Here is a 21,788-nt window from a genome sequence, read left to right as displayed (position 1 = left end):
GCAGCGCATGGTGCAGGCCGGCGTGGTGCCGGTCACGTGGCAGCAGGTGCTGCTCGAATGGCAGCGCGACTGGGCGCGCCGCGACAGCTACGACGCGGTGATGGCGATCGCGAAGGAGCATTCTGGCGCATACGGGATGGGCGTGGACTACGCGTACACGATGCTCCACAAGGCGCCGCAGCGCACCGCGACGCCGCACGAGTCGATTCCGCCGGTGCCGGCGAAGTAACGGGCCGCCGGCCGCGATCGCCGCACGGGATGCGGCGATTGCCGGCCGTCGGCCGTCGCGCGTTCAGGCGGCGGGCAGCGCCCACGGCGCGTGCGAGAAATGGTCGGCGAGGAAATCGAGCAGTACCGTCACGCGTGCGGCGCGCAGCATGCCGGGCGGCGTGACGAGGTTCACGTTGATGTCCGCGATCTTCCAGTCGCTCATCACTTCCTCGAGCTCGCCGCGCTGCAGTTCGTCCCATACCAGGAACTCGGGCTGCAGCGCGAGACCATGACCGCCGACGAGCGCGGGGAGGATCACGTCCGCGTTGTTCGTGCGAATGCGGCCGTGCACGTTCACACCGAAATCCTCGCCCGATGCCGGATGACGGAAGCGCCAGTGCTCGGGCGTCGGCAGGTTCGTGTACGTCAGGCATACGTGCTGTTCGATGTCGCGTGGATGCGTGGGGCGGCCGCGCCGGTCGAGATACGCGGGCGACGCGACGAGCGGCCGGCGCACCGCGCAGAGGCGGCGCGAGCGCAGCGTCGAATCGCTGAGCTCCGCGATGCGGATCGCGACGTCGAAGCCGCCGGACACGATGTCGACGATGTGGTCGGTCAGCACGAGATCGATGTCGACGCGCGGATAGCGCTCGAGAAACGCGGGCAGCACCGGCGACAGGTGGCGCAGCCCGAACGACATCGGCGCATTCACGCGCACGAGGCCATGCGGCTCGAGCGCCTGCGCGGATGCTTCGTTTTCGATCAGTTCCGCATCGGCGAGCAGCCGGATCGCGCGGTCGCGCAGCAGTTCGCCGGTCGGCGTGAGCGACAGCCTGCGCGACGTGCGGTACAGCAGCATCGCGCCGAGGCGCTTTTCGAGGCGTGCGATCGCTTTCGATACGGTGGGTTGCGATACGCCGAGCGTTTCCGCGGCTTTCGCGAACGAACCGGTCTCCGCGACGCGCGCGAAGATGGCCCAGGCTTCGAGATCAGGAAGGTGTTGCATGGTCGGACGGGATGACGGGAAAGCGAAGGGAATGCGAGGGCGGCGAAGCATGCGGCCGATGCGATGCGGGTCATTCTAATCCGGCCGGGAGAAAAATCGTTATGGAATCTTATCTACTTTCACTGAGCGCCGGCGTGCTGATCGGCGTCGTGTACAGCGTGATCAGGGTGCGCTCGCCGGCACCGCCGCTGATTGCGCTGGTGGGCCTCGCCGGCATGCTGGTCGGCGCGCAGGCCATCGCGCCGGTTCGTCACTGGCTCGGCTTCTGACCGCATCGAGGACAAAATCATGAGCGCAACCGATACTCAACCCGATCTCATCCTGCATAACGGACGATTCACGACGCTCGACCGCGCGAACCCCGTCGCGACGGCCGTCGCGATTGCCGCCGGCCGCTTCGTCGCCGTCGGCAGCGACGCGGACGTCATGCCGCTCGCGGGCCGCGCGACGAAAGTGGTCGATCTCGGCGGCCGCGGCGTGCTGCCGGGCCTGATCGACAACCACTGCCACGTGATTCGTGGCGGCCTGAACTACAACATGGAGCTGCGCTGGGACGGCGTACCGTCGCTCGCGGTCGCGATGGAGATGCTCAAGCGCCAGGTCGCCGTGACGCCCGCGCCGCAGTGGGTGCGCGTCGTCGGCGGCTTCACCGAACATCAGTTCGTCGAGAAACGGCTGCCGACGATCGATGAGCTCAACGCGGTTGCACCGGACACGCCGGTGTTCATCCTGCACCTGTACGACCGCGCGCTGCTGAATGCGGCCGCGCTGCGTGTCGTCGGCTATACGAAGGACACGCCGGAGCCGCCGGGCGGCACGATCCTGCGCGATGCCGCGGGCAATCCGACCGGCCTGCTGCTCGCGAACCCGAACGCGACGATCCTCTACGCGACGCTCGCGAAGGGGCCGAAGCTGCCGTTCGAGTATCAGTACAACTCGACGCGCCATTTCATGCGCGAGCTGAACCGGCTCGGCGTGACGGGCGTGATCGACGCGGGCGGCGGCTCGCAGAATTATCCCGACGATTACGAAGTGATCCGCAAGCTGCACGACGCGGGCGAGATGACGATCCGGATCGCGTACAACCTGTTCACGCAGAAGCCGAACGCGGAGAAGGAAGACTTCGTGAACTGGACGAAGAGCGTCAAGTACCACGACGGCACCGACTACTTCCGCAATAACGGCGCGGGCGAGATGCTGGCGTTTTCCGCGGCCGACTTCGAGGATTTCCGCGTCGCGCGGCCGGATTTGCCCGCGCAGATGGAGGACGACCTCGAAGGCGTCGTGCGCGTGCTCGCGGAAAACCGCTGGCCGTGGCGCATGCACGCGACCTATGACGAAACGATCAGCCGCGCGCTGGACGTGTTCGAGAAGGTCAACGAAGACATCCCGCTCGACGGGCTGAACTGGTTCTTCGATCATGCGGAAACCATCTCCGAGAAATCGATGGACCGGATCGCCGCGCTCGGCGGCGGCATCGCGGTGCAGCACCGGATGGCGTACCAGGGCGAATACTTCGTCGAGCGTTACGGCGCGCAGGCCGCCGAGGCGACGCCGCCTGTCGCGAAGATGCTCGGCAAGGGGCTCAAGGTGTCGGCCGGCACCGACGCGACGCGCGTCGCGTCGTACAACCCGTGGGTGTCGCTCGCGTGGCTCGTGACGGGCAAGACGGTCGGCGGCATGCGCCTGTATCCGCAGCGCAACCTGCTCGATCGGGAAACCGCGCTGCGGATGTGGACCGAGTACGTGACGTGGTTCTCGAACGAGGAAGGCAAGAAAGGGCGCATCGCGGTGGGGCAGCTTGCCGACCTCGTGGTCCCCGATCGCGATTTCTTCGCGTGCGCGGAAGACGACATCGCCGGCACGACCGCGTTGCTGACGGTGGTCGACGGGAAGATCGTGTGGGGCGCGGGGCCGTTCGCGTCGCACGACGCGCCGATCCCGCCGGCGATGCCGGACTGGTCGCCGGTGCGCGAGTTCGGCGGCTATGGCGGCTGGGGCGCGACGCAGCGCGTCGGCGCGCCGTTGCAGCGCGCCGCGGCCGCCGCGATGTGCGGCTGCGCGAACGAATGCAACGTTCACCAGCATGCGCACGCGAGCGCATGGGCGAACGCGTTGCCGACGTCGGACGCGAAGGGTTTCTGGGGCGCGTTCGGCTGTTCGTGCTGGGCGGTCTGATATGGCGGCCCCGATCCATCGCGGCGGCGCCGGCAACCCGGCATGGGTCCGCGCGCTGCTCGGGCAGCCGTGGGTGCCGCCGCTCGTGCGGCTCGCACTGGTGTCCGCTTACCTGCTCGGCGGCGTCGCGAAGGCGCTCGACTTTCACGGCGCGGTTGCGGAGCAGGCGCATTTCGGCCTGCGGCCGGCCGCGCTGTGGGCGGCGCTCGCGATCGCGGTCGAGATCGCCGGCTCGCTGTGCGTGGCATTTCGCCGTTTCACGTGGCTCGGCGCCGGCAGCCTCGGTATGCTGACGCTCGTCGCGATGGTCGTGGCGAACGATTTCTGGAACCGGACGGGCGCCGAGCGTTTCATGGCGCTCAACAGCTTTTTCGAGCATCTCGGGCTGATCGCGGCACTCGTGCTCGCGACGGTGCTCGACGATGCGCGGCAATCGGCCGATGATGGCCGTTCCATTCGATGACGATGCAACAATCAGGAAATCCTTTGATGAAATCCATTCGTTCCCTGCTGCTCGCCGCGATGTTCGCGGGCGGTCTTGCCGGCGCGCCGACGGCGTTCGCGAAACCGCCGGTGCCGCCGGCAGTCACACCCACGGTGGCCGTCGGTCCGCAGTACGACACGACGCACGTGTGCGTCGCCCCCGAAGACTTCGACCGCTTCACCGACAGCTTCGTCGCGACGTTCGGCGGCAAGAAGTCGAAGCAGGGCGTGTTCCAGGTCACGCCGACGCCGAGCCAGACGATGTCGCAGCTCGTGCTGACGCCGGTCGGCACGATCTCGGTGTTCGGTTTCAAGACGCCGATCCCGTATCCGTTCTGCGAGGAGCGCACCGGCTATCTCGTGACCGACATGGACGCGGCCGTGAAGTCGGCGCGCGAGCATGGCGCCGACGTGATCGTCGACACGTTCCCCGACCCGATCGGCCGCGACGCGATCATCACGTGGGCAGGCGGCGTGAACATGCAGCTGTACTGGCACACGCAGGCGCCGCACTACGATGCGTTGCAGACCATTCCCGAGAATCGCGTCTACGTGTCGCCGCAAAGCGTGCGCAAGTTCGTGCACGATTTCGTCAAGTTCTCGAAAGGCAAGGTGGTGTCCGACGACCCGAAGGCGCCGGGCATCGAAATCGGCCGGCCGGACGATACGTACCGCCGCATTCGCATCGAGTCGGGCTTCGGCAAGATGACCGTGCTGGTGACGGACGGCCACTTGCCGTACCCGTTCGGGCGCGAGATGACCGGCTACGAAGTGCCCGATCTCGCCGCGACGCTGAAGCAGGCCGAAGCCGCGGGCGTGACGGTGCTCGTGCCGCCGTTCAAGTCGGACGGGCGCGACGCGGCGCTCGTGCAGTTCCCGGGCGGTTACGTCGCCGAGATTCACGCGAGCGCGGCGCGATGAAGCACGAGGACACGATCCTTGCCGCGGTGGCCGGCTTCGTCGACACGCTGAGCTTCGTCGCGCTGTTCGGGCTGTTCACCGCGCACGTGACCGGCAACTTCGTGCTGATCGGCGCGGGCATCGCGGGCTTCGGCCAGGGCGTCGTGCTGAAGCTCAGCGTGTTTCCGGCGTTCGTGTGCGGCGTGATCGCGGCGAGCCTGATCGCGCGGTCGATGGCCGCGCGGCCCGCGTGGCACGGCATGCGCGTGCTGCACGCGGTGCAGGCCGTGCTGCTGCTCGGCTTCTGCGCGGCCGGCGTGTGGGCGACGCCCGTCACGCAGCCCGACAGCCTGCCGGCGCTCTTGGCCGGCATCGTCGGCACGTTCGCGATGGGCGTGCAGAACGCGCATCCGCGCGTGATCGCGCGTGCGGGCGGCGTGCCGAACACGGTGATGACCGGCAACGTCACGCAGGCGATCCTCGACGTCGTCGACATGCTGTCCGCCCGCACGGCCGACGGTGCGCGGGCAACGGCGCGCGCGCGCTTCGCGAAGATGCTGCCGGCGATCGTCGCGTTCGCGCTGGGTGCGGCGGGCGGTGCGCTCGGGTTCCGCTACGTCGGGTTTCTGGCGTTGCTCGCGCCCGTGGGTGCGCTGGCCGTGCTTGCGCTGTGTGCGTCGCGGGCGGCCGGTACGACCACCCCGGAGCGCGCATGATCGAGCGGAGGCGAACGAGGCCCTGCCGCCGCCGCGTCCAGCGGGCCGCGCGGTTGTCGATCGTCGCCGGGCTGCTGTTCGCGGGCGCCGATGCGGTCGCGGAAACGGCAGCCGCGTCGAGCTCGACTGCGTCGTCGGCGTCGACGCCTGCATCGACGTGCAGCGTCAAACGCCCGACCGTCCTGTTCAACCGCTGGCAGGAAGACTGGTCGGTGCTCGCGAATCCGTGCGTGCCGCGCAAGCCGCTCGACGGGTTGAAGTACCTCCCGCTCGGCAACGACCCGCAATCCTATCTGTCGCTCGGCGTGAACCTGCGCGAGCGGCTCGAGACCAACGACGCGCCGCTGTTCGGCATCGGCTCCGCGCAATCGGATACGTACGTGATCCAGCGCGTCGAAGTGCATGCCGATGCGCATCTCGGCCCGCACTGGCAATTCTTCGTGCAATTGCAGGACGCACGCGCGTTCGGCAAGAACGCGGCGTCGCCCGTCGACAGGAATCCGCTCGATCTCGAACAGGCATTCGCGACCTACACGGGCGCGCTCGGCGGCGGCACGGTCAAGTTTCGCGTCGGCCGGCAGGAGATGGCGTTCGACCTGCAGCGCTTCATCGCCGCGCGCGACGGCCCGAACGTGCGGCTCGCGTTCGATGCGGTGTGGGCCGATTACGAATACGGGAAGTGGCGCTTCATCGGCTATGCGACGCAGCCGGTGCAGAACCGCAACGCGTCCGATTTCGACGACGTGTCGAATCGCGATCTCACGTTCAGCGGCGTGCGCTTCGAGCGGCAATCGGTCGGGCCGGGCGACCTGTCCGGCTACTGGTCGCGCTACAACCGCCGCAATGCGCGGTTCCTCGATGCGAGCGGCCCCGAGCATCGCGACGTGTGGGACGTTCGCTACGCGGGCACGCACGGGCGCTTCGATTGGGATCTCGAAACGATGCTGCAGACCGGCACGGTCGGCAACGCCACGATCGGCGCGTGGGCCGTCGGATCGATCGCCGGCTACAGGCTCGACGCGCCGTGGTCGCCGCGCATCGCGCTGCAGGTCGATGCGGCATCGGGCGACCGGCATTCGCGCGACGGCCGCGTCGGCACGTTCAATCCGCTGTTTCCGAACGGCTATTACTTCACGCTGGCCGGCTATACGAGTTACGCGAACCTGATCCACGTGAAGCCGTCCGTGACGCTGAAACCGGCGGCGAACCTGTCGCTGCTCGGCGCGCTGGGCTTCCAGTGGCGCGAGACGACCGGCGACGCCGTCTATCAGCAGCCGAACATCCCCGTGCCGGGCACGGCAGGCAAGGGCGGCCTGTGGACGGGCATGTACGTGCAGTTGCGCGCGGACTGGACGATCGCCGCGAACCTGATCGGCGCGGTCGAGGCCGTGCACTTCCAGGTCGGCGACGCGATCCGGCAGGCGGGCGGGCACAACGCGGATTACGTCGGTGTCGAGCTGAAGTACGGGTGGTGACGGCCGCGCGCGGCAACCCGCCCGCGGCATGAAAAAGGGCAGCCCCGCGGGGCTGCCCTTCGTTCGTCCGGGGTCCGGGCCGGCCGTGCGACCGGCCCCGTTCGCGGTGGACGCGATGCGATTACAGGTTCGGCGACAGCGCGAGCGCGTTCGTCAGGTCGCCCATCGGCTGCGCGCCGTTCGCCTTCAGCGCGTCGTCGCGTTGCTGCAGGCCCGCGAGGCGCGGCAGCGAGAAGCGGCGCGTGATGAAGCGCAGGATCGAGCCCGTGTCGTACTGCGTATGATCGACGAAGCCCTTCTTCGCGAACGGCGACACGATCAGCGCCGGAATGCGCGTGCCCGGGCCCCAGCGGTCGGCGTTCGGCGGCGTCGCATGATCCCAGAAGCCGCCGTTTTCGTCGTACGTGACGACCACGACCATGTTCTTCCATTGCGGGCTGGCCTGCAGGTGCGCGATCACGTCGGCGATGTGCTGGTCGCCGGACGTGACGTCCGTGTAGCCCGGGTGTTCGTTCAGGTTGCCTTGCGGCTTGTAGAACGTGACCTGCGGCAGCGTGCCCGCATCGATCGCCTTGATGAACTCGGCGCCGTTCGCACCGCCGTCGAGCAGGTGCTGCGCGCGGCTCGCGGTGCCCGGCGCCTGGTTCGCGAAGTAGTTGAACGGCTGGTGGTGCGGCTGGAAGTTCGGCGTCGACAGGTCGGCGCCGTAGATCACGTTCGACGTGCCGTTCTGGCTCGCCTGCAGCGCCTGGCCCCATGCGCCCGCATACCACGCCCACGACACGCCCGCGTTGGTCATCAGGTCGCCGATGTTGGTCGCCGTCTGCGGCGGCATCGTCGACGGATTGGCCGGGTCGGCGAGCAGCGGGTCGCCGCCCGCGGCCGCCTTGTTGCCGCTCGGCTGATACGCCGGCTGCATCGTATTGATGCCGTAGAAGTCGGGCGTGAGCGCGCCGTCGTTGACGAACTTCGGCGGGCCGCTCAGCGCGGAGGCCGGCGAGTTCGTCGCCACCTTCAGCGATTTGCCGTCGGCATTGAGCACGGCGATCTTGCCGGCCGCCGGGCTCTTGTCGGCGTTCGGGTAGTACGGTGCGCACGCGCAGATCAGGTACTGGTGGTTCAGGAACGAGCCGCCGAACGCGCCCATGAAGAAGTTGTCGGCCAGCACGTACTGCTGCGCGATCTTCCACAGCGGCAGCTTCGACGGATCGGCCGTGTAGTGGCCCATCGTCAGGCCGCCCGCGTCGGTCCATGCGGCGTACATGTCGTTCTTGCCGCCGTTGATCTGCATCTGGTCCTGGTAGAAGCGGTGCACGATGTCGCGCGTCGCGATGCTCATCGACTGGTTGAAGCCTTTCGGGTCGTCGATCGCGAACGGCGCGTTCGGCAGGTTCGCCGTCATCGCCTCGGTCACCGCCGGCGTGATGCCGGTCGCGGTCAGGCCGCCCCAGATCTTCGGCAGCGTCGCCATCGTCGAGCCGTCGCGATCCTTCTGCACCGAGTTCACGGCCGTCGCGTTCTGCAGGCCGTTCGCGCCCGGGAAGTTGCCGTACAGGTTGTCGAAGCTGCGGTTTTCCGCGTAAATCACGACGACGTTCTTGACGGCCGACAGACCCTGCTGCGTGACGTCGTCGCCGCCGCAGGCGGTCAGGCCGAGCGCGGCCGCGAGGGCGATCGGCGTGTAGCGAATCCAGGCGTGCTTCTTCATGCGATGTTCTCTCTCATTCGTCGTTGGTCGCGTGTGGGAACCGGGGCGGGAGGGCCGGCGCGCGAACCTCGCGGTATCGCCCGGCTGCGCGCATTATCTGGAACCGATTTGACAGCAGGGTGTAGGGGCGCTTTCAATTGACTGTCGGTGGAACGTCATTGAACGGTCACGGAACTGACATAAGCTCCGGCCGATTGCCCACCGCTACCAGAACAACGACGATGCACACCCTTCTGAAATCCTGCGCGTCCGCGCGATCGCTGATCTCCGCCGCGGCGACGCTCGCGGTGGTCGGCGCGCTCGCGGCGTTCGCCGGTTGCGACGCGCGGCCCGGCACGACCGCATCGGCCGCGTCCGTCGTACCGGCGGCTCAGGCGGCCCCGGCCGCCCCGGCGGTCGCGCCGGCCACCCAGCCGCAGACGCGCGCGCAGGTGTTCGAGGGCGTGAAGCAGATGACGGCGCTCGGCAAGCAATTGTTCTTCGATCCGTCGCTGTCCGGGTCCGGCAAGCTGGCTTGCGCGTCGTGCCACAGCGCCGAGCATGCGTTCGGGCCGCCGAATGCGCTGTCGGTGCAGCTCGGCGGCGACGACATGCACCGCACCGGCTTTCGCGCGGTGCCGTCGCTGAAGTACCTGCGCGGCATCCCGCCGTTCAGCGAGCACTTCCACGATTCGCCGGACGAAGGCGACGAAAGCGTCGACGCGGGTCCGACCGGCGGGCTGACCTGGGATGGCCGCGTCGATACGCGCGATGCGCAGGCGCGCATTCCGCTCACGTCGCCGTTCGAGATGAGCAGCTCGCCCGCGCGCGTGGCGAAGGCGGTGCGCGCCGCGCCGTATGCCGACGCATTCCGCAAGGCGTTCGGCGATCAGGTGCTCGGCGACGATCGCGCGACGTTCGATGCGGTGCTGCGCGCGCTCGACGCATTCCAGCAGCAGCCGGCGCTGTTCGATCCGTACACGAGCAAATACGACGCGTATCTGGCCGGCCACGCGCGGCTCACGCCCGCGGAGTTGCACGGGCTGCAGCTGTTCAACGACGAAAAGAAGGGCAACTGCGCGAGTTGCCACATCAGCCAGCGCACGCTCGAAGGCGGCCCGCCGCAGTTCAGCGATTTCGGGCTGATCGCGATCGCGGTGCCGCGCAACCGCGCGTTGCCCGTCAATCGCGACCCGCGCTTTTACGATCTCGGCGCGTGCGGGCCTGAGCGCACCGACCTGAAAGGGCGTGACGAATTCTGCGGGCTGTTCCGCACGCCGTCGCTGCGCAACGTCGCGCTGCGCAAGACGTTCTTCCACAACGGCGTGTATCACTCGCTCGAGGACGTGATGCGTTTCTACGTCGAACGCGACATCCATCCGGAGAAGTTCTATCCGGTCGTGCACGGCAAGGTGCAGATTTACGACGATTTGCCGAAGCGCTACTGGACGAACATCAACCGCGAGCCGCCGTTCGACCGCAAGCGCGGCGACCAGCCGGCGCTGAATGCGGCGGAGATCAAGGACGTGATCGCGTTCCTCGGCACGCTGACTGACGGATATCAGCAAACGGGCGCACCGGCGAAGCCCTAGAAGGCATTCATCGCAGCACGCATGCTATGCTCGCTCGCTGACGGGCGCGGCGCGTGCCGGAGCGCCGGCCGCCGGAAGGCCGGCCCCCGGTTCGCCGGCATGCGCCGCGCCGTTCGATCGAACATCCAAGGAGAAAAACATGTCGATGCGTGCATCCCTTTCCGTCGTCACGCGCGTGCTGGCCGGCGCCGCGTGCGCAGCCGCGATGCTGCCCGCCCATGCGCAGAACAACCTGAATTTCCTGAACGACACGCCGATCAGCTATTTCAGCAAGGCCGACCGCGCGTCGCTCTCGAAGGCGGTCGTGCAGGCGCGCGACGAAGGCAAGGACGGCGAAACCACGACGTGGCAGAGCAGCGGCCGCGGCACGCAGATCGACGCGAAGCTCACGCCGAGCACGACCGAGGCGGACGGCAAGACCTGCCGCGAAATCGCGACCGAAATCACGGCGAAGGGCCAGACGATGACGCTCAAGCCCGTCTACTGCAAGACGGCCGCGGGCAAGTGGCAGTTGCAGAAGCGCTGAGCACGCGCGTGACGAAGCGGGGCGGCGCGCCGCGCACGGTGTCATGCGGCGTCGTGATCCTCGATGCGGCCGGCCGCGTGTTCCTCGCGCACGCGACCGACACCACGCACTGGGACATCCCGAAGGGGCAGGGCGAGCCGGGCGAGACGCCGGCCGACGCCGCGCTGCGCGAACTGCTGGAGGAAACCGGCATCGAGCTGGACGCCGCGCGGCTGCTCGATCTCGGCCGCTTCGCGTACCGGCACGACAAGGACCTGCACCTGTTCGCGGTGCTGGCGGCCGAAGGCGAGATCGACCCCGCGCACTGCACGTGTACGTCGCTGTTTCCGAGCCGCCGCGACGGCTCGATGATTCCGGAGATGGATGCGTATCGCTGGACCGTGCCGGGCGACATCGATGCGTATGCGAGCCGCAGTCTCGCGCGGCTGTTTCGCACGAAGCTGTCGCTGGTGGAGCTGCATCGGCGGTTGTCGGGTGCGTGAACGGACGCTGCCGCGTTTCGCTTCGACTCACATGAAAAAACCGGCCCTGGAGCCGGTTTTTTCATGATCAGGCAACGGCGGTTTGCGAATCCGCATGCCGCCGCGCGGAACAGGCCGTCAAGCCGGCTTGCCCCAGCTGTCGCGCAACCCGACGATCCGGTTGAACACCGGCTTGCCCGGCTTCGAATCGACACGATCCGCAACGAAGTAGCCGTGGCGCTCGAACTGCACGCGCGTTTCCGGCGCGATGTCGCCGTTGCCCGGCTCGACGTACGCCTGCACGATCTTCTTCGAATCGGGGTTCAGCGCGTCGAGGAAGTTCGCGCCGCCCGCGTCCGGATGCGGCTCCTTGAACAGGCGGTCGTAGATCCGCACTTCGGCCGGCTGCGCGTGCTTCGCGCTGACCCAGTGGATGTTGCCCTTGACCTTGTAGTTGTTCGCGCCTTCCGTGCCCGACTTGCTGTCCGGGAAGTAGTTGCAGTGCACGGCCGTCACGTTGCCGTCGGCGTCCTTGTCGAAGCCCGTGCATTCGATCACGTAGCCGTAGCGCAGGCGTACCTTGTTGCCCGGGAACAGGCGGAAATAGCCCTTCGGCGGGTTCTCGACGAAATCCTCGCGCTCGATCCACAGTTCGCGCGAGATCGGGAACGTGCGCACGCCGCGGTCCGGATGATGCGGATGCACGGGCGCCGTGCAGGCTTCCTCGAGGTCTTCCGGATAGTTGTCGATCACGAGCTTCAGCGGATCGAGCACCGCGACCGTGCGCGCGGCCTTGTCGTCGAGGTCGTCGCGCAGCGCGCCTTCGAAGACGCTCATGTCGATCCACGAATCGATCTTCGTCACGCCAATCCGCTCGCAGAACAGGTGAATGCTCTCGGGCGTGAAGCCGCGGCGGCGCACGCCGACGATCGTCGGCATGCGCGGGTCGTCCCAGCCGTCGACGTGGCCTTCGGTGACGAGCTGCAGCAGCTTGCGCTTGCTGGTGATCGCGTACGTGAGGTTCAGCCGCGAGAACTCGATCTGCTGCGGCAGCGGGCGCGTGAACACGCCGGCTTCCGCGAGTTCGTTCAGCACCCAGTCGTACAGCGGGCGGTGATCCTCGAATTCGAGCGTGCACAGCGAATGCGTGATGCCTTCGAGCGCATCCGAGATGCAGTGCGTGTAGTCGTACATCGGATACACGCACCATGCGTCGCCGGTGCGGTAGTGGTGCGCGTAGCGGATCCGGTAGATCACCGGGTCGCGCATGTTCATGTTCGGCGAAGCCATGTCGATCTTCGCGCGCAGCACGTGCTCGCCTTCCTTGAACTCGCCGGCCTTCATCCGGCGGAACAGGTCGAGGTTTTCGTCCGGCGTGCGCTCGCGGAACGGCGACGGCTTGCCGCCTTCGGTCAGCGAGCCGCGGTTCGCGCGCATTTCGTCGGCGCTCTGGCTGTCGACGTACGCCTTGCCGCGCTTGATCAGCAGCTCGGCGAACTCGTACAGCTTGTCGTAGTAGTCGCTCGCGAAATACTGGTGATCGACCGCGTCCTTGCGCCAGTCGAAGCCGAGCCAGCGCACCGCGTCGACGATCGAGTCGACGTATTCGACGCTTTCCTTTTCCGGGTTCGTGTCGTCGAAGCGCAGGTGGCACACGCCGCCGTAGTCGCGCGCGACGCTGAAGTTCAGGCAGATGCTCTTCGCGTGACCGATATGCAGATAGCCGTTCGGCTCGGGCGGGAAGCGCGTCTCGACGCGGCCGCCCCATTTGCCGGTGCGGTTGTCGTCGTCAATGATGTTGCGGATGAAATTGGAAGCCGCGGGGGCGTCGTTGCGTTCGGTGCTCATGCGGTTGGCGTCAGGGTTGTGTCGGCGCGTCGCGCCGGTTTAATCCTGTAATTCTACCTGACCGGGGTCCGTCCCGCGCGGCCTGCCGGTCGGCCGCGGTCCAGTCGCGATGCGTGTCGCAATATATCGAGTGTGTGTCGGCTGTAACACGACGTAAATCGGATTGCCCGCGCCGTTCGGCTTTTCCTATGATGGCTTTACCGATTCAACGCCGCCGGTCGCAATTTTGCGCGGTGGAAGGAAGCCAACAACCATGATGAAGAAGACCACTTTTCTCGTTCGTACCGCGGTGATCGTCGCGGCCCTGTCGCAACTCGGCGCATGCGCGATGACGCATACGCAGCGTAACGCCGGGATTGGCGCGGCCGCGGGCGGCGCGCTCGGCTACCTGATCACGGGCGGCCCGGTCGGCACGGTGGCCGGCGCGGCGGCAGGCGGCCTGGTCGGCGCCGGCGTACGCTGATTCACGTCGGCGAGCGCCCGCGACGCGGGCGCTTGACCGCCGGCCACGGTCGTGCGCCTGCCTGAACGCGTCACGACCCGCTCGAGGTTCAAGCACATCCCCTGGATTTTGACAGGCACCATCAGGGAGAGGCGGGTGTGCGACACTGCGTCGACGCTACTACATGACTCCATTCGTCGACGAATCCTTCCATGACCGACTCCGTCGTTTTCGTCTTGCCGGGTTACGCCAATTCGGGCCCGCTTCACTGGCAAAGCCGTTGGGAGCGTGCCGATCCGCGTTTCGTGCGGATTGCGATGCCGGACTGGAACCACGCGGTCCGCAACGGCTGGTGTCGCGCGCTCGATCGTGCGGTCGAAGGCGCGCGCGGGCCCGTGCTGATCGCCGCCCATAGTCTCGGCACGCTGACCACCGCATGGTGGGCGACCCGCTACGCGCGGCCGGCCGCGCTCGCGAAAGTGCGCGGCGCATTGCTGGTCGCGCTGCCCGATCCTGCCGGGCCGGCGTTTCCGGCCGACGCGCATGGCTTCGGCCCGGTGCCGCACGAGCGAGTGCCGTTTCCGACCTGCGTCGTCGCGAGCAGCGACGATCCGTACGGTTCGCTCGCGTTCGCACGCGATTGCGCGAAAGCATGGGGCAGCACGTTCCATGACCTCGGCCCGCGCGGCCACATCAACGCGGACAGCGGGCTCGGGGAATGGCCGGAAGCGCGCGGCTGGCTCGAGGCGCTGGGGACGACGGACTGACTGCCGGTCGTGGTTCACCGAATCGGACACATTTTTTAACCAAGCGCGAATTTCATGCGATGCGTCGCGGCGCGACGTGCGCCTTGCTGCGCGTCCGATTGTCTTGGGCGCGACGCGCAACCGACTGCGTGTTGTGACCAACCCCATGACTTTCTGATCGGCCGGGCCGATAAAGTGACGGCCTGTTCAATTCGATTGGAAGGAGGGGCCATGTCGAGCGGCTCGAGGCGAGGCCGACGCGAAGCACTGTTCGACTGGGCTCCGATGGGAACCGCGGTGCAGGTATCGTGAAGATCGCATCGGCAACGCGATTCGCGATCCCGTGTCTGGCGATGCTGGTCGGTCTGCTCGCCGGTTTCGGCTGGCGCAGCCTCGCCGACTGGACCGACAGCCCCATACGGATCGATCCCGGCACCGACCTGCTCAGCGTGCTGCCCGACGAAGTGATGTCGCTGACCTATACGACCGCTGCGCTCACGCTGACCGCGCAGCGCTCACAGCCCGCGGCGCGGTTCGCGGTGCAGGTGACTTATGCGGATGGGCGTGCCCCCCGGCAATGCGTGGCGTCGGCGGATCTGGCCGCGCACCTCGAGTCCTTTTCGACGATCGTCGCGCAACGGCAGCTCGACCCGGCCGACCTCGCGCGCGGATTTCCGCAGCAGATCGGGCGGCTGGATATCCGTGATCGCATTGCGTCCGAGCCGCCGCCGCCGGTCGTCTTCCTGGCCGCGGCGGATTCGGACGCGGTCGCCATCGCCGTCGACGGTCTGTGGGCCGGGCACGGTGGCTACGCGGCAGTTGTGCGTTCGCCATCGCGCGCGGCGCTTGCGGCGCTGGCCGGCGGCTGCGATACGCTGGCCCGGCGCTGACCGGACGGCGGGCGCTCCCGTTCCGGCCCGCCGCCGCGCCGCTCAGATCGCCTGCTTCGCCTTCAACGCGGCGATCCGCTCGTCGTCGTAGCCGAGCATGTCGCGCAGCACGTCTTCCGTCTGCGCGCCGAGCAGCGGCGGGGCCGTGCGCGCGTCGGGCGGCGTCGCGCTCATCCGGATCGGGTTGCGCACGAGCTTCACGTCCGCGCCGCACGGATGCGGCAGCGACACCTGCATCCCGCGCGCGACCACCTGCTCGTTGTCGAACACCTCGCCGAGATCGTTGATCGGCCCGCACGGCACGCCGGCCGCTTCGAGCGCGCCGATCCAGTCGGCCTTGTCGCGCGCCTTCACCATCTCCGCGAGGATCGGCACCAGCGTGTCGCGATGGCGCACGCGCGACGGGTTCGTCGCGAAGCGCGCATCGTCCGCCAGCTCGGGCCGCCCGCCCGCCTCGACGAACTTGCGGAACTGCCCGTCGTTGCCGACCGCGACGATGATCCAGCCGTCGCTCGTCTGGAACGTCTGGTACGGCACGATGTTCGGATGCGCGTTGCCCCAGCGCACCGGCGGCTTGCCGCTCGCGAGGAAGTTGGTGTTCATGTTAGCGAGCAGCGCGACCTGCACGTCGAGCAGCGCCATGTCGATGTACTGGCCTTCGCCCGTGCGGTCGCGGTGCGCGAGGGCGGCGAGCACCGCGATCGTCGAATAGAGGCCGGTCGCGAGATCGGCGATCGCGACGCCGGCCTTCTGCGGGCCGCCGCCCGGCTCGCCGTCGCGTTCGCCGGTGATGCTCATGAAGCCGCCGATCCCCTGCACGATGAAGTCGTAGCCGGCGCGGTGCGCGTACGGGCCGGTCTGGCCGAAGCCGGTGACCGAGCAGTAGACGAGATCGGGCTTCACCGCGCGCAGCGAGTCGTAGTCGAGCCCGTATTTCTTCAACTGGCCGACCTTGTAGTTCTCGAGCACGACGTCGCTCTGCGCGGCAAGCTCGCGCACGATCTGCTGGCCCTCGGGCGTCGCGATGTCGACCGTCACCGAGCGCTTGTTGCGGTTCGCCGCGAGGTAGTACGCGGCCTCGGCGGTATCTGCGCCGTCCGCGTCCTTCAGGTACGGCGGCCCCCAGTGGCGCGTGTCGTCGCCGGCGCCCGGGCGCTCGACCTTGATCACGTCCGCGCCGAAATCGGCAAGGGTCTGCGCGCACCACGGGCCCGCGAGCACGCGGGTCAGGTCCAGCACGCGGATATGGCTCAGGGCACCCATCGTCGAATCGTCTCCTTTCATGGCGGGCCTGCGTTGTCGGGCAAGGCCGATTGGCATGCCGAGCATCTTAAGGCGAATCGGCCGCGCGGGTGGCCTGGAGCCCGTTATCAGCGGGAACAGGCTCCGACCGGTCGTCCGGAGGGTCGAGCCGCCTCGCCGGCGCTTTGCCCGGAAGCCGGCCCCGATCCCGTATAATCGATCGTTTCCGAATCCATGCCGCCGCGCGCCCCGCCTGGGGCGCCGGCGTTTGAAGCCGTCTTTGCCAGACTGTCCCCGCACGCCATGAAAGCTGCCGAAATCCGCGAGAAATTCCTCAAATTCTTCGAATCGAAGGGCCACACGATCGTCCGCTCGTCGAGCCTCGTGCCCGGTAACGACCCCACGCTGATGTTCACGAACTCGGGCATGGTCCAGTTCAAGGACGTCTTCCTCGGCACGGACCCGCGTCCGTACTCGCGCGCCACCACGGCACAGCGTAGCGTGCGCGCGGGCGGCAAGCACAACGACCTCGAGAACGTCGGCTACACGGCGCGCCACCACACGTTCTTCGAGATGCTCGGCAACTTCTCGTTCGGCGACTACTTCAAGCAGGACGCGATCAAGTTCGCGTGGGAGCTGCTGACCACGGTCTACCAGTTGCCGAAGGACAAGCTGTGGGTGACCGTCTACCAGGAAGACGACGAAGCCTACGACATCTGGGCGAAGGAAGTCGGCGTGCCGACCGAGCGGATCATCCGGATCGGCGACAACAAGGGTGCGCGCTACGCGTCGGACAACTTCTGGACGATGGGCGACACCGGCCCGTGCGGCCCGTGCACGGAAATCTTCTACGACCACGGCCCGGACGTGTGGGGCGGGCCGCCGGGGTCGCCTGAGGAAGACGGCGACCGCTACATCGAGATCTGGAACCTCGTGTTCATGCAGTTCAACCGCGACGCGCAGGGCAACATGACGCGCCTGCCGAAGCAGTCGGTCGACACCGGCATGGGCCTCGAGCGTCTCGCCGCGGTGCTGCAGCACGTGCACAGCAACTACGAGATCGACCTGTTCCAGAACCTGATCAAGGCCGCCGCGCGCGTGACCGAGATCAACGACCTGACGAACAACTCGCTGAAGGTGATCGCCGATCACATCCGCGCGTGCTCGTTCCTGATCGTCGACGGCGTGATTCCCGGCAACGAAGGCCGCGGCTACGTGCTGCGCCGGATCGTGCGCCGCGCGATCCGCCACGGCTACAAGCTCGGCCGCAAGGGCGCGTTCTTCCACAAGCTGGTGGCCGATCTCGTCGCCGAGATGGGCACCGCGTATCCGGAGCTGAAGGAAGCCGAGCAGCGCGTGACCGACGTGCTGCGTCAGGAAGAAGAGCGCTTCTTCGAGACGATCGAGCACGGCATGTCGATCCTCGAAGCCGCGCTTGCCGACGTCGACGCGAAGGGCGGCAAGGTGCTCGACGGCGAGCTCGCATTCAAGCTGCACGACACGTACGGCTTCCCGCTGGACCTGACGGCCGACGTGTGCCGCGAGCGCGGGATGACGGTCGACGAGCCGGCATTCGACGACGCGATGGCGCGCCAGCGCGAGCAGGCGCGTGCGGCCGGCAAGTTCAAGGCCACGCAGGGCCTCGAATACTCGGGCGCGAAGACGACCTTCCACGGTTACGAGGAAATCGCGTTCGACGACGCGAAGGTCGTCGCGCTGTACGTCGACGGTTCGGCCGTCAACGAAGTGAAGGCCGGCCAGGATGCGGTCGTCGTGCTCGACCACACGCCGTTCTACGCGGAATCGGGCGGCCAGGTCGGCGACCAGGGCGTGCTCGCGAACGCCGCGACGCGCTTCTCGGTGGCCGACACGCTGAAGGTGCAGGCCGACGTGATCGGCCATCACGGCACGCTGGAGCAGGGCACGCTGAAGGTCGGCGACGTGCTGCGCGCGGAAATCGACGCGCATCGCCGCGCGCGCACGCAGCGCAACCACTCGGCCACCCACCTGATGCACAAGGCGCTGCGCGAAGTGCTCGGCGCGCACGTGCAGCAGAAGGGTTCGCTCGTCGACGCGGAAAAGACCCGTTTCGACTTCGCGCACAACGCACCGATGACTGACGACGAAATCCGTCGCGTCGAGCAGATCGTCAACGACGAGATCCTGGCCAACGCGCCGGGCATCGTGCGCGTGATGCCGTACGACGAAGCGGTGAAGGGCGGCGCGATGGCGCTGTTCGGCGAGAAGTACGGCGATGAAGTGCGCGTGCTCGATCTCGGCTTCTCGCGCGAACTGTGCGGCGGCACGCACGTGCACCGCACCGGCGACATCGGCCTGTTCAAGATCGTGATGGAAGGCGGCGTCGCGGCCGGCATCCGTCGCGTCGAGGCGATCACCGGCGACAACGCGGTGCGCTACGTGCAGGAGCTCGACGCGCGCGTGAACGAAGCGGCAGCGGCGCTGAAGGCGCAGCCGTCGGAACTCACGCAGCGGATCGCGCAGGTGCAGGAGCAGGTGAAGTCGCTCGAGAAGGAGCTGGGCGCGCTGAAGTCGAAGCTCGCATCGAGCCAGGGCGACGAGCTCGCGCAGCAGGCCGTCGAAATCGGCGGCGTGTACGTGCTGGCCGCGACGCTCGACGGCGCCGATGCGAAGACGCTGCGCGAAACGGTCGACAAGCTCAAGGACAAGCTGAAGAGCGCGGCGATCGTGCTGGCGGCCGTCGAAGGCGGCAAGGTCAGCCTGATCGCGGGCGTCACGCCGGACGCGAGCAAGAAGGTCAAGGCCGGCGAGCTCGTGAACTTCGTCGCGCAGCAAGTGGGCGGCAAGGGCGGCGGCCGTCCGGACATGGCGCAGGCGGGCGGCACCGAGCCGGCGAACCTGCCGGGCGCGCTGGCCGGCGTGAAGGGCTGGATCGAGGAACGGCTCTGATCGTTGCACGACCGACGCGATGCGGTCGCAATGACGGCATCGCGTGAATCGAAAAACGACCCGATCGGCGGATGCCGGTCGGGTCGTGTTGTTTGTGCGGCCCATGCGCGTCGCTCGAGGCGGCGCGCGTGCGCACGGGTCACGCCGGCACGGTCGGCCTCGGCTGCGCCACGTCGCCGGACTGCCGCGCGGCGTCGGTGAGCGCATCGCGCAGCGCGGCGAGCGCCGCCGACGCATGACCGCGCCGCCATCCGAGCAGCGTGTCGATGCCTTCGAGTTCGGGAATCGTGTGCGCGGCGACGTTGCCTGTCTCGGGTTGCAGATCGAGCACCGAACGCGGCGCGACCGCGATGCCCGCGCCGGCCGCGACGCACGCGACGATCGCGTGATACGAGCCGAGCTCGAGCACGCGCGCCGGCTTCACGCCGTGCGCCGCATACCACTGCTCGACGTACTTGCGATACGCGCAGCCGCGCTCGAACGCGATCAGCGTCGGCAGGATCACGTCGCGCGGCGTACGCACCGGCGGATGGCCGCGCGGCGTGAGCAGCACGAGATCCTCACGGAAGATCGGCGCTGTCTCGAACGTGTCGGGCAGCGTGTCCGGCTCGGGCGGGCGCGCGAACAGCGCGGCGTCGATCTCGAAGTCGCGCACGCGGTCGATCAGGCACCCCGTCGTGCCCGTCACCAGTTCGAGCGACACGTCGGGCCATGCGTGGTGGTAGCGCGCGAGGATGGTCGGCAGCCGGCTCGCGGCCGTGCTTTCCATCGTGCCGAGCCGCAGCCGCCCGCGCGGCGTGTCCTCGCGCACCGCGTCGCGCGCCTCGTCGGCGAGCGCGAGCAGGCGCTCCGCATACGGCAGCAGCGTATGCCCGGCCGGCGTCAGCACGAGCCGGCGGCCGTCGCGCACGAACAGCGCCGCGCCGAGTTCCTCCTCCAGCTGCTTGATGCGTGTCGTGACGTTCGACTGCACGCGATTGAGCTTGGCCGCCGCGCGCGTCACGCCGTTCTCGCGCACGACCGCCCGGAAGATCGCCAGCGCCGACAGGTCCATGATTCTCTCCAGAGGATGAGTCGATTCTCAATTATTCATTTTTCGAGAACGTTTGGTCAAGCTAGGATGGATGCATTCCGATTCCCGATCGGCCGGCGCGCGACGTGCCGGCCCATGCCGCCATGTCCCGCTTCGATGCTTCGACCGCCGCCGCCCGCGCGTTTTCGTCCGACCAGGCGGACCGCCGCGCCCGCGCGGCCGCGCTCGCCTGCATGGTCGGCCTGGCCGTCGTGCTCGGCGTCGGCCGTTTCGCGTTCACGCCGCTGTTGCCGCTGATGCTCGCGGACGGCTCGATCGGGCTGAAGGCTGGCAGCTGGCTCGCGTCGGCGAACTACGCGGGCTACTTCGCCGGCGCGGTCAGTTGCGCGGCGCTGCGCGTCGCGCCCGCGCGGATGGTGCGCTTCGGGCTCGCGGCGACCGTGCTGCTGACCGCGGCGATGGGCGTCGGCCACGGGTTGCCGGCGTGGCTCGTCGTACGTTTCGTCGCGGGCGTCGTCAGCGCGTGGACGTTCGTGTTCATGTCGCAATGGGGGCTGCGGCGCCTGGCCGAGCTGCATGCGCCGGAATGGAGCGGGGTGATCTACGCGGGGCCGGGCGTCGGCATCGTGGCGACCGGGCTGATCGGCAGCGCGCTGGCCGGCCAGCGCGCGGCGGTGGGCTGGCTGGGCTTCGCGGCGTTGTCGGCCGTGCTGTCGGTCGCGATCTGGCGCACGTTCGGTGCGGCGTCGGCTTCGACCGCGGCCCCGCGCGCGCAGGCCATGCCGCCGGCCGCCGCGTCACATGCGGCGCCTGGCGCACCCGCCGCCCCGGCGGCGCCGGCCGGCACGCGAAGCGGTCGCGCGGACGCCGCGTGGCTCGTCGTGCTGTACGGCGCGCCGGGCTTCGGCTACATCATCACCGCGACGTTCCTGCCGGTGATCGCGCGCGCCGCGCTGCCGGCCGGCTCGCCGTGGCCCGACCTGTTCTGGCCGATGTTCGGCGCGGCGCTGATCGTCGGCGCGATCACCGCCGCGCGGCTGCCCGGGCACTGGGACAACCGGCTGCTGCTGGCGGCCGGCTGCGCGACGCAGGCGCTTGGCATCGCGGCCGGGATCGTGTGGCCGAACGCGGCCGGTTTCTCGATCGGCAGCGCGCTGCTCGGCCTGCCGTTCACCGCGATCACGCTGTTCGCGATGCGCGAGGCGCGGCGCCTGCACGGCGAGCGCGCGGCCGGACTGATGGGCTACGCGACCGCGTCGTATGGCGTCGGGCAGATCCTCGGGCCGCTCGTCGCGGCGCCGCTGGCCGCGCGCTTCGGGTCGTTTACGCCCGCGCTGTGGGTCGCGGCGGCCGCGCTGCTGGCGGGTGCGGCCGGTTTCGCGGCGACCGCCGCACGTGGGCGCCGGTCATCCTGACGCCAGCGGG

The 21,788-nt window shown here is 68.3% G+C and carries 19 protein-coding genes and 1 pseudogene; 15 read left to right on the top strand and 5 right to left on the bottom strand.

Going from position 1 to position 21,788, the window contains the following annotated elements:
* Positions 1-229: pseudogene (locus tag C5F75_RS12025) on the top strand (hydrolase); the annotation flags it as partial.
* Between the two features lie 63 nt (positions 230-292).
* Here the strand turns inward: C5F75_RS12025 and C5F75_RS12020 are convergent.
* On the bottom strand, positions 293-1,216 hold the full coding sequence (locus C5F75_RS12020; RefSeq protein WP_059573781.1) for a LysR family transcriptional regulator: 924 nt from the start codon (positions 1,214-1,216) through the stop codon (positions 293-295).
* A gap of 101 nt (positions 1,217-1,317) precedes the next feature.
* On the opposite strand from C5F75_RS12020, the gene C5F75_RS12015 reads away from it, so the two are divergent.
* Genes C5F75_RS12015 through C5F75_RS11990 form a run of 6 tightly spaced genes read left to right on the top strand, consistent with a single transcriptional unit; the run spans position 1,318 to position 6,968 of the window.
* Positions 1,318-1,485 carry a DUF1427 family protein gene (locus tag C5F75_RS12015; RefSeq protein ID WP_059573780.1) on the top strand — a complete coding sequence of 56 codons (168 nt, stop codon included), beginning with the start codon at positions 1,318-1,320 and terminating at the stop codon, positions 1,483-1,485.
* Positions 1,486-1,504: 19 nt separating this feature from the next.
* Positions 1,505-3,394 (top strand): amidohydrolase, encoded by a 1,890-nt coding sequence (locus C5F75_RS12010; protein WP_104012279.1) that lies wholly within the window; start codon positions 1,505-1,507, stop codon positions 3,392-3,394.
* A gap of 1 nt (position 3,395) precedes the next feature.
* Positions 3,396-3,857 (top strand): DoxX family protein, encoded by a 462-nt coding sequence (locus C5F75_RS12005; protein ID WP_104012278.1) that lies wholly within the window; start codon positions 3,396-3,398, stop codon positions 3,855-3,857.
* A gap of 26 nt (positions 3,858-3,883) precedes the next feature.
* Positions 3,884-4,798, top strand: coding sequence for a glyoxalase (locus tag C5F75_RS12000; RefSeq protein ID WP_104012277.1), 915 nt, complete (start codon positions 3,884-3,886; stop codon positions 4,796-4,798).
* Positions 4,795-5,493 carry a YoaK family protein gene (locus C5F75_RS11995; RefSeq protein ID WP_104012276.1) on the top strand — a complete coding sequence of 233 codons (699 nt, stop codon included), beginning with the start codon at positions 4,795-4,797 and terminating at the stop codon, positions 5,491-5,493. The genes C5F75_RS12000 and C5F75_RS11995 overlap by 4 nt, the downstream gene beginning before the upstream one ends.
* Positions 5,490-6,968, top strand: coding sequence for an alginate export family protein (locus tag C5F75_RS11990; protein WP_104012275.1), 1,479 nt, complete (start codon positions 5,490-5,492; stop codon positions 6,966-6,968). The genes C5F75_RS11995 and C5F75_RS11990 overlap by 4 nt, the downstream gene beginning before the upstream one ends.
* Positions 6,969-7,089: 121 nt before the next feature.
* Here the strand turns inward: C5F75_RS11990 and C5F75_RS11985 are convergent, their stop codons facing one another.
* Positions 7,090-8,676 carry an acid phosphatase gene (locus C5F75_RS11985; protein ID WP_104012274.1) on the bottom strand — a complete coding sequence of 529 codons (1,587 nt, stop codon included), beginning with the start codon at positions 8,674-8,676 and terminating at the stop codon, positions 7,090-7,092.
* Positions 8,677-8,897: 221 nt separating this feature from the next.
* Between C5F75_RS11985 and C5F75_RS11980 the strand changes: the two genes are divergently transcribed.
* From C5F75_RS11980 to C5F75_RS11970, 3 genes are all read left to right on the top strand, one after another.
* On the top strand, positions 8,898-10,247 hold the full coding sequence (locus C5F75_RS11980) for a cytochrome-c peroxidase (RefSeq protein WP_059575950.1): 1,350 nt from the start codon (positions 8,898-8,900) through the stop codon (positions 10,245-10,247).
* 139 nt (positions 10,248-10,386) lie between these two features.
* Positions 10,387-10,773 (top strand): hypothetical protein, encoded by a 387-nt coding sequence (locus C5F75_RS11975; RefSeq protein ID WP_059575947.1) that lies wholly within the window; start codon positions 10,387-10,389, stop codon positions 10,771-10,773.
* Between the two features lie 8 nt (positions 10,774-10,781).
* Complete coding sequence (locus C5F75_RS11970) at positions 10,782-11,255, top strand: NUDIX hydrolase (protein ID WP_059575946.1); 474 nt, start codon at positions 10,782-10,784, stop codon at positions 11,253-11,255.
* Positions 11,256-11,372: 117 nt separating this feature from the next.
* Here the strand turns inward: C5F75_RS11970 and C5F75_RS11965 are convergent, their stop codons facing one another.
* Positions 11,373-13,082 carry a glutamine--tRNA ligase/YqeY domain fusion protein gene (locus tag C5F75_RS11965; protein WP_059575944.1) on the bottom strand — a complete coding sequence of 570 codons (1,710 nt, stop codon included), beginning with the start codon at positions 13,080-13,082 and terminating at the stop codon, positions 11,373-11,375.
* 253 nt (positions 13,083-13,335) lie between these two features.
* Here C5F75_RS11965 and C5F75_RS11960 point away from each other — a divergent pair, with 253 nt between their 5' ends.
* The 3 genes from C5F75_RS11960 (at position 13,336) to C5F75_RS11950 (ending at position 15,160) form a co-directional block, all read left to right on the top strand.
* Complete coding sequence (locus C5F75_RS11960; RefSeq protein ID WP_006497729.1) at positions 13,336-13,545, top strand: ornithine acetyltransferase; 210 nt, start codon at positions 13,336-13,338, stop codon at positions 13,543-13,545.
* 191 nt (positions 13,546-13,736) lie between these two features.
* Positions 13,737-14,291, top strand: coding sequence for an RBBP9/YdeN family alpha/beta hydrolase (locus C5F75_RS11955; protein WP_059575943.1), 555 nt, complete (start codon positions 13,737-13,739; stop codon positions 14,289-14,291).
* Between the two features lie 287 nt (positions 14,292-14,578).
* Complete coding sequence (locus tag C5F75_RS11950; protein WP_226093758.1) at positions 14,579-15,160, top strand: hypothetical protein; 582 nt, start codon at positions 14,579-14,581, stop codon at positions 15,158-15,160.
* A 42-nt stretch (positions 15,161-15,202) separates the two neighbouring features.
* On the opposite strand, the gene C5F75_RS11945 is transcribed toward C5F75_RS11950, so the two are convergent.
* Positions 15,203-16,423: a CaiB/BaiF CoA transferase family protein gene (locus tag C5F75_RS11945; RefSeq protein ID WP_059575941.1), complete on the bottom strand. Its 1,221-nt coding sequence runs from the start codon at positions 16,421-16,423 to the stop codon at positions 15,203-15,205.
* A gap of 282 nt (positions 16,424-16,705) precedes the next feature.
* Here C5F75_RS11945 and alaS point away from each other — a divergent pair, with 282 nt between their 5' ends.
* A complete protein-coding gene (alaS, locus tag C5F75_RS11935; protein ID WP_059575939.1) occupies positions 16,706-19,330 on the top strand; it encodes an alanine--tRNA ligase in 2,625 nt (874 codons plus the stop codon).
* Between the two features lie 139 nt (positions 19,331-19,469).
* Here alaS and C5F75_RS11930 read toward each other — a convergent pair whose 3' ends face one another.
* Positions 19,470-20,384 carry a LysR family transcriptional regulator gene (locus C5F75_RS11930; RefSeq protein WP_059575936.1) on the bottom strand — a complete coding sequence of 305 codons (915 nt, stop codon included), beginning with the start codon at positions 20,382-20,384 and terminating at the stop codon, positions 19,470-19,472.
* Between the two features lie 122 nt (positions 20,385-20,506).
* Here C5F75_RS11930 and C5F75_RS11925 point away from each other — a divergent pair, with 122 nt between their 5' ends.
* Complete coding sequence (locus C5F75_RS11925; protein WP_059575934.1) at positions 20,507-21,778, top strand: YbfB/YjiJ family MFS transporter; 1,272 nt, start codon at positions 20,507-20,509, stop codon at positions 21,776-21,778.
* Positions 21,779-21,788: the final 10 nt, after the last annotated feature.

It is taken from the genome of Burkholderia anthinoferrum (genome assembly GCF_002925705.1).
GTDB classification, from domain to species: Bacteria; Pseudomonadota; Gammaproteobacteria; order Burkholderiales; family Burkholderiaceae; genus Burkholderia; species Burkholderia semiarida.
Note: the sequence above shows the minus strand (reverse complement) of the source record. Positions and strands in the feature narration are given on the sequence as shown.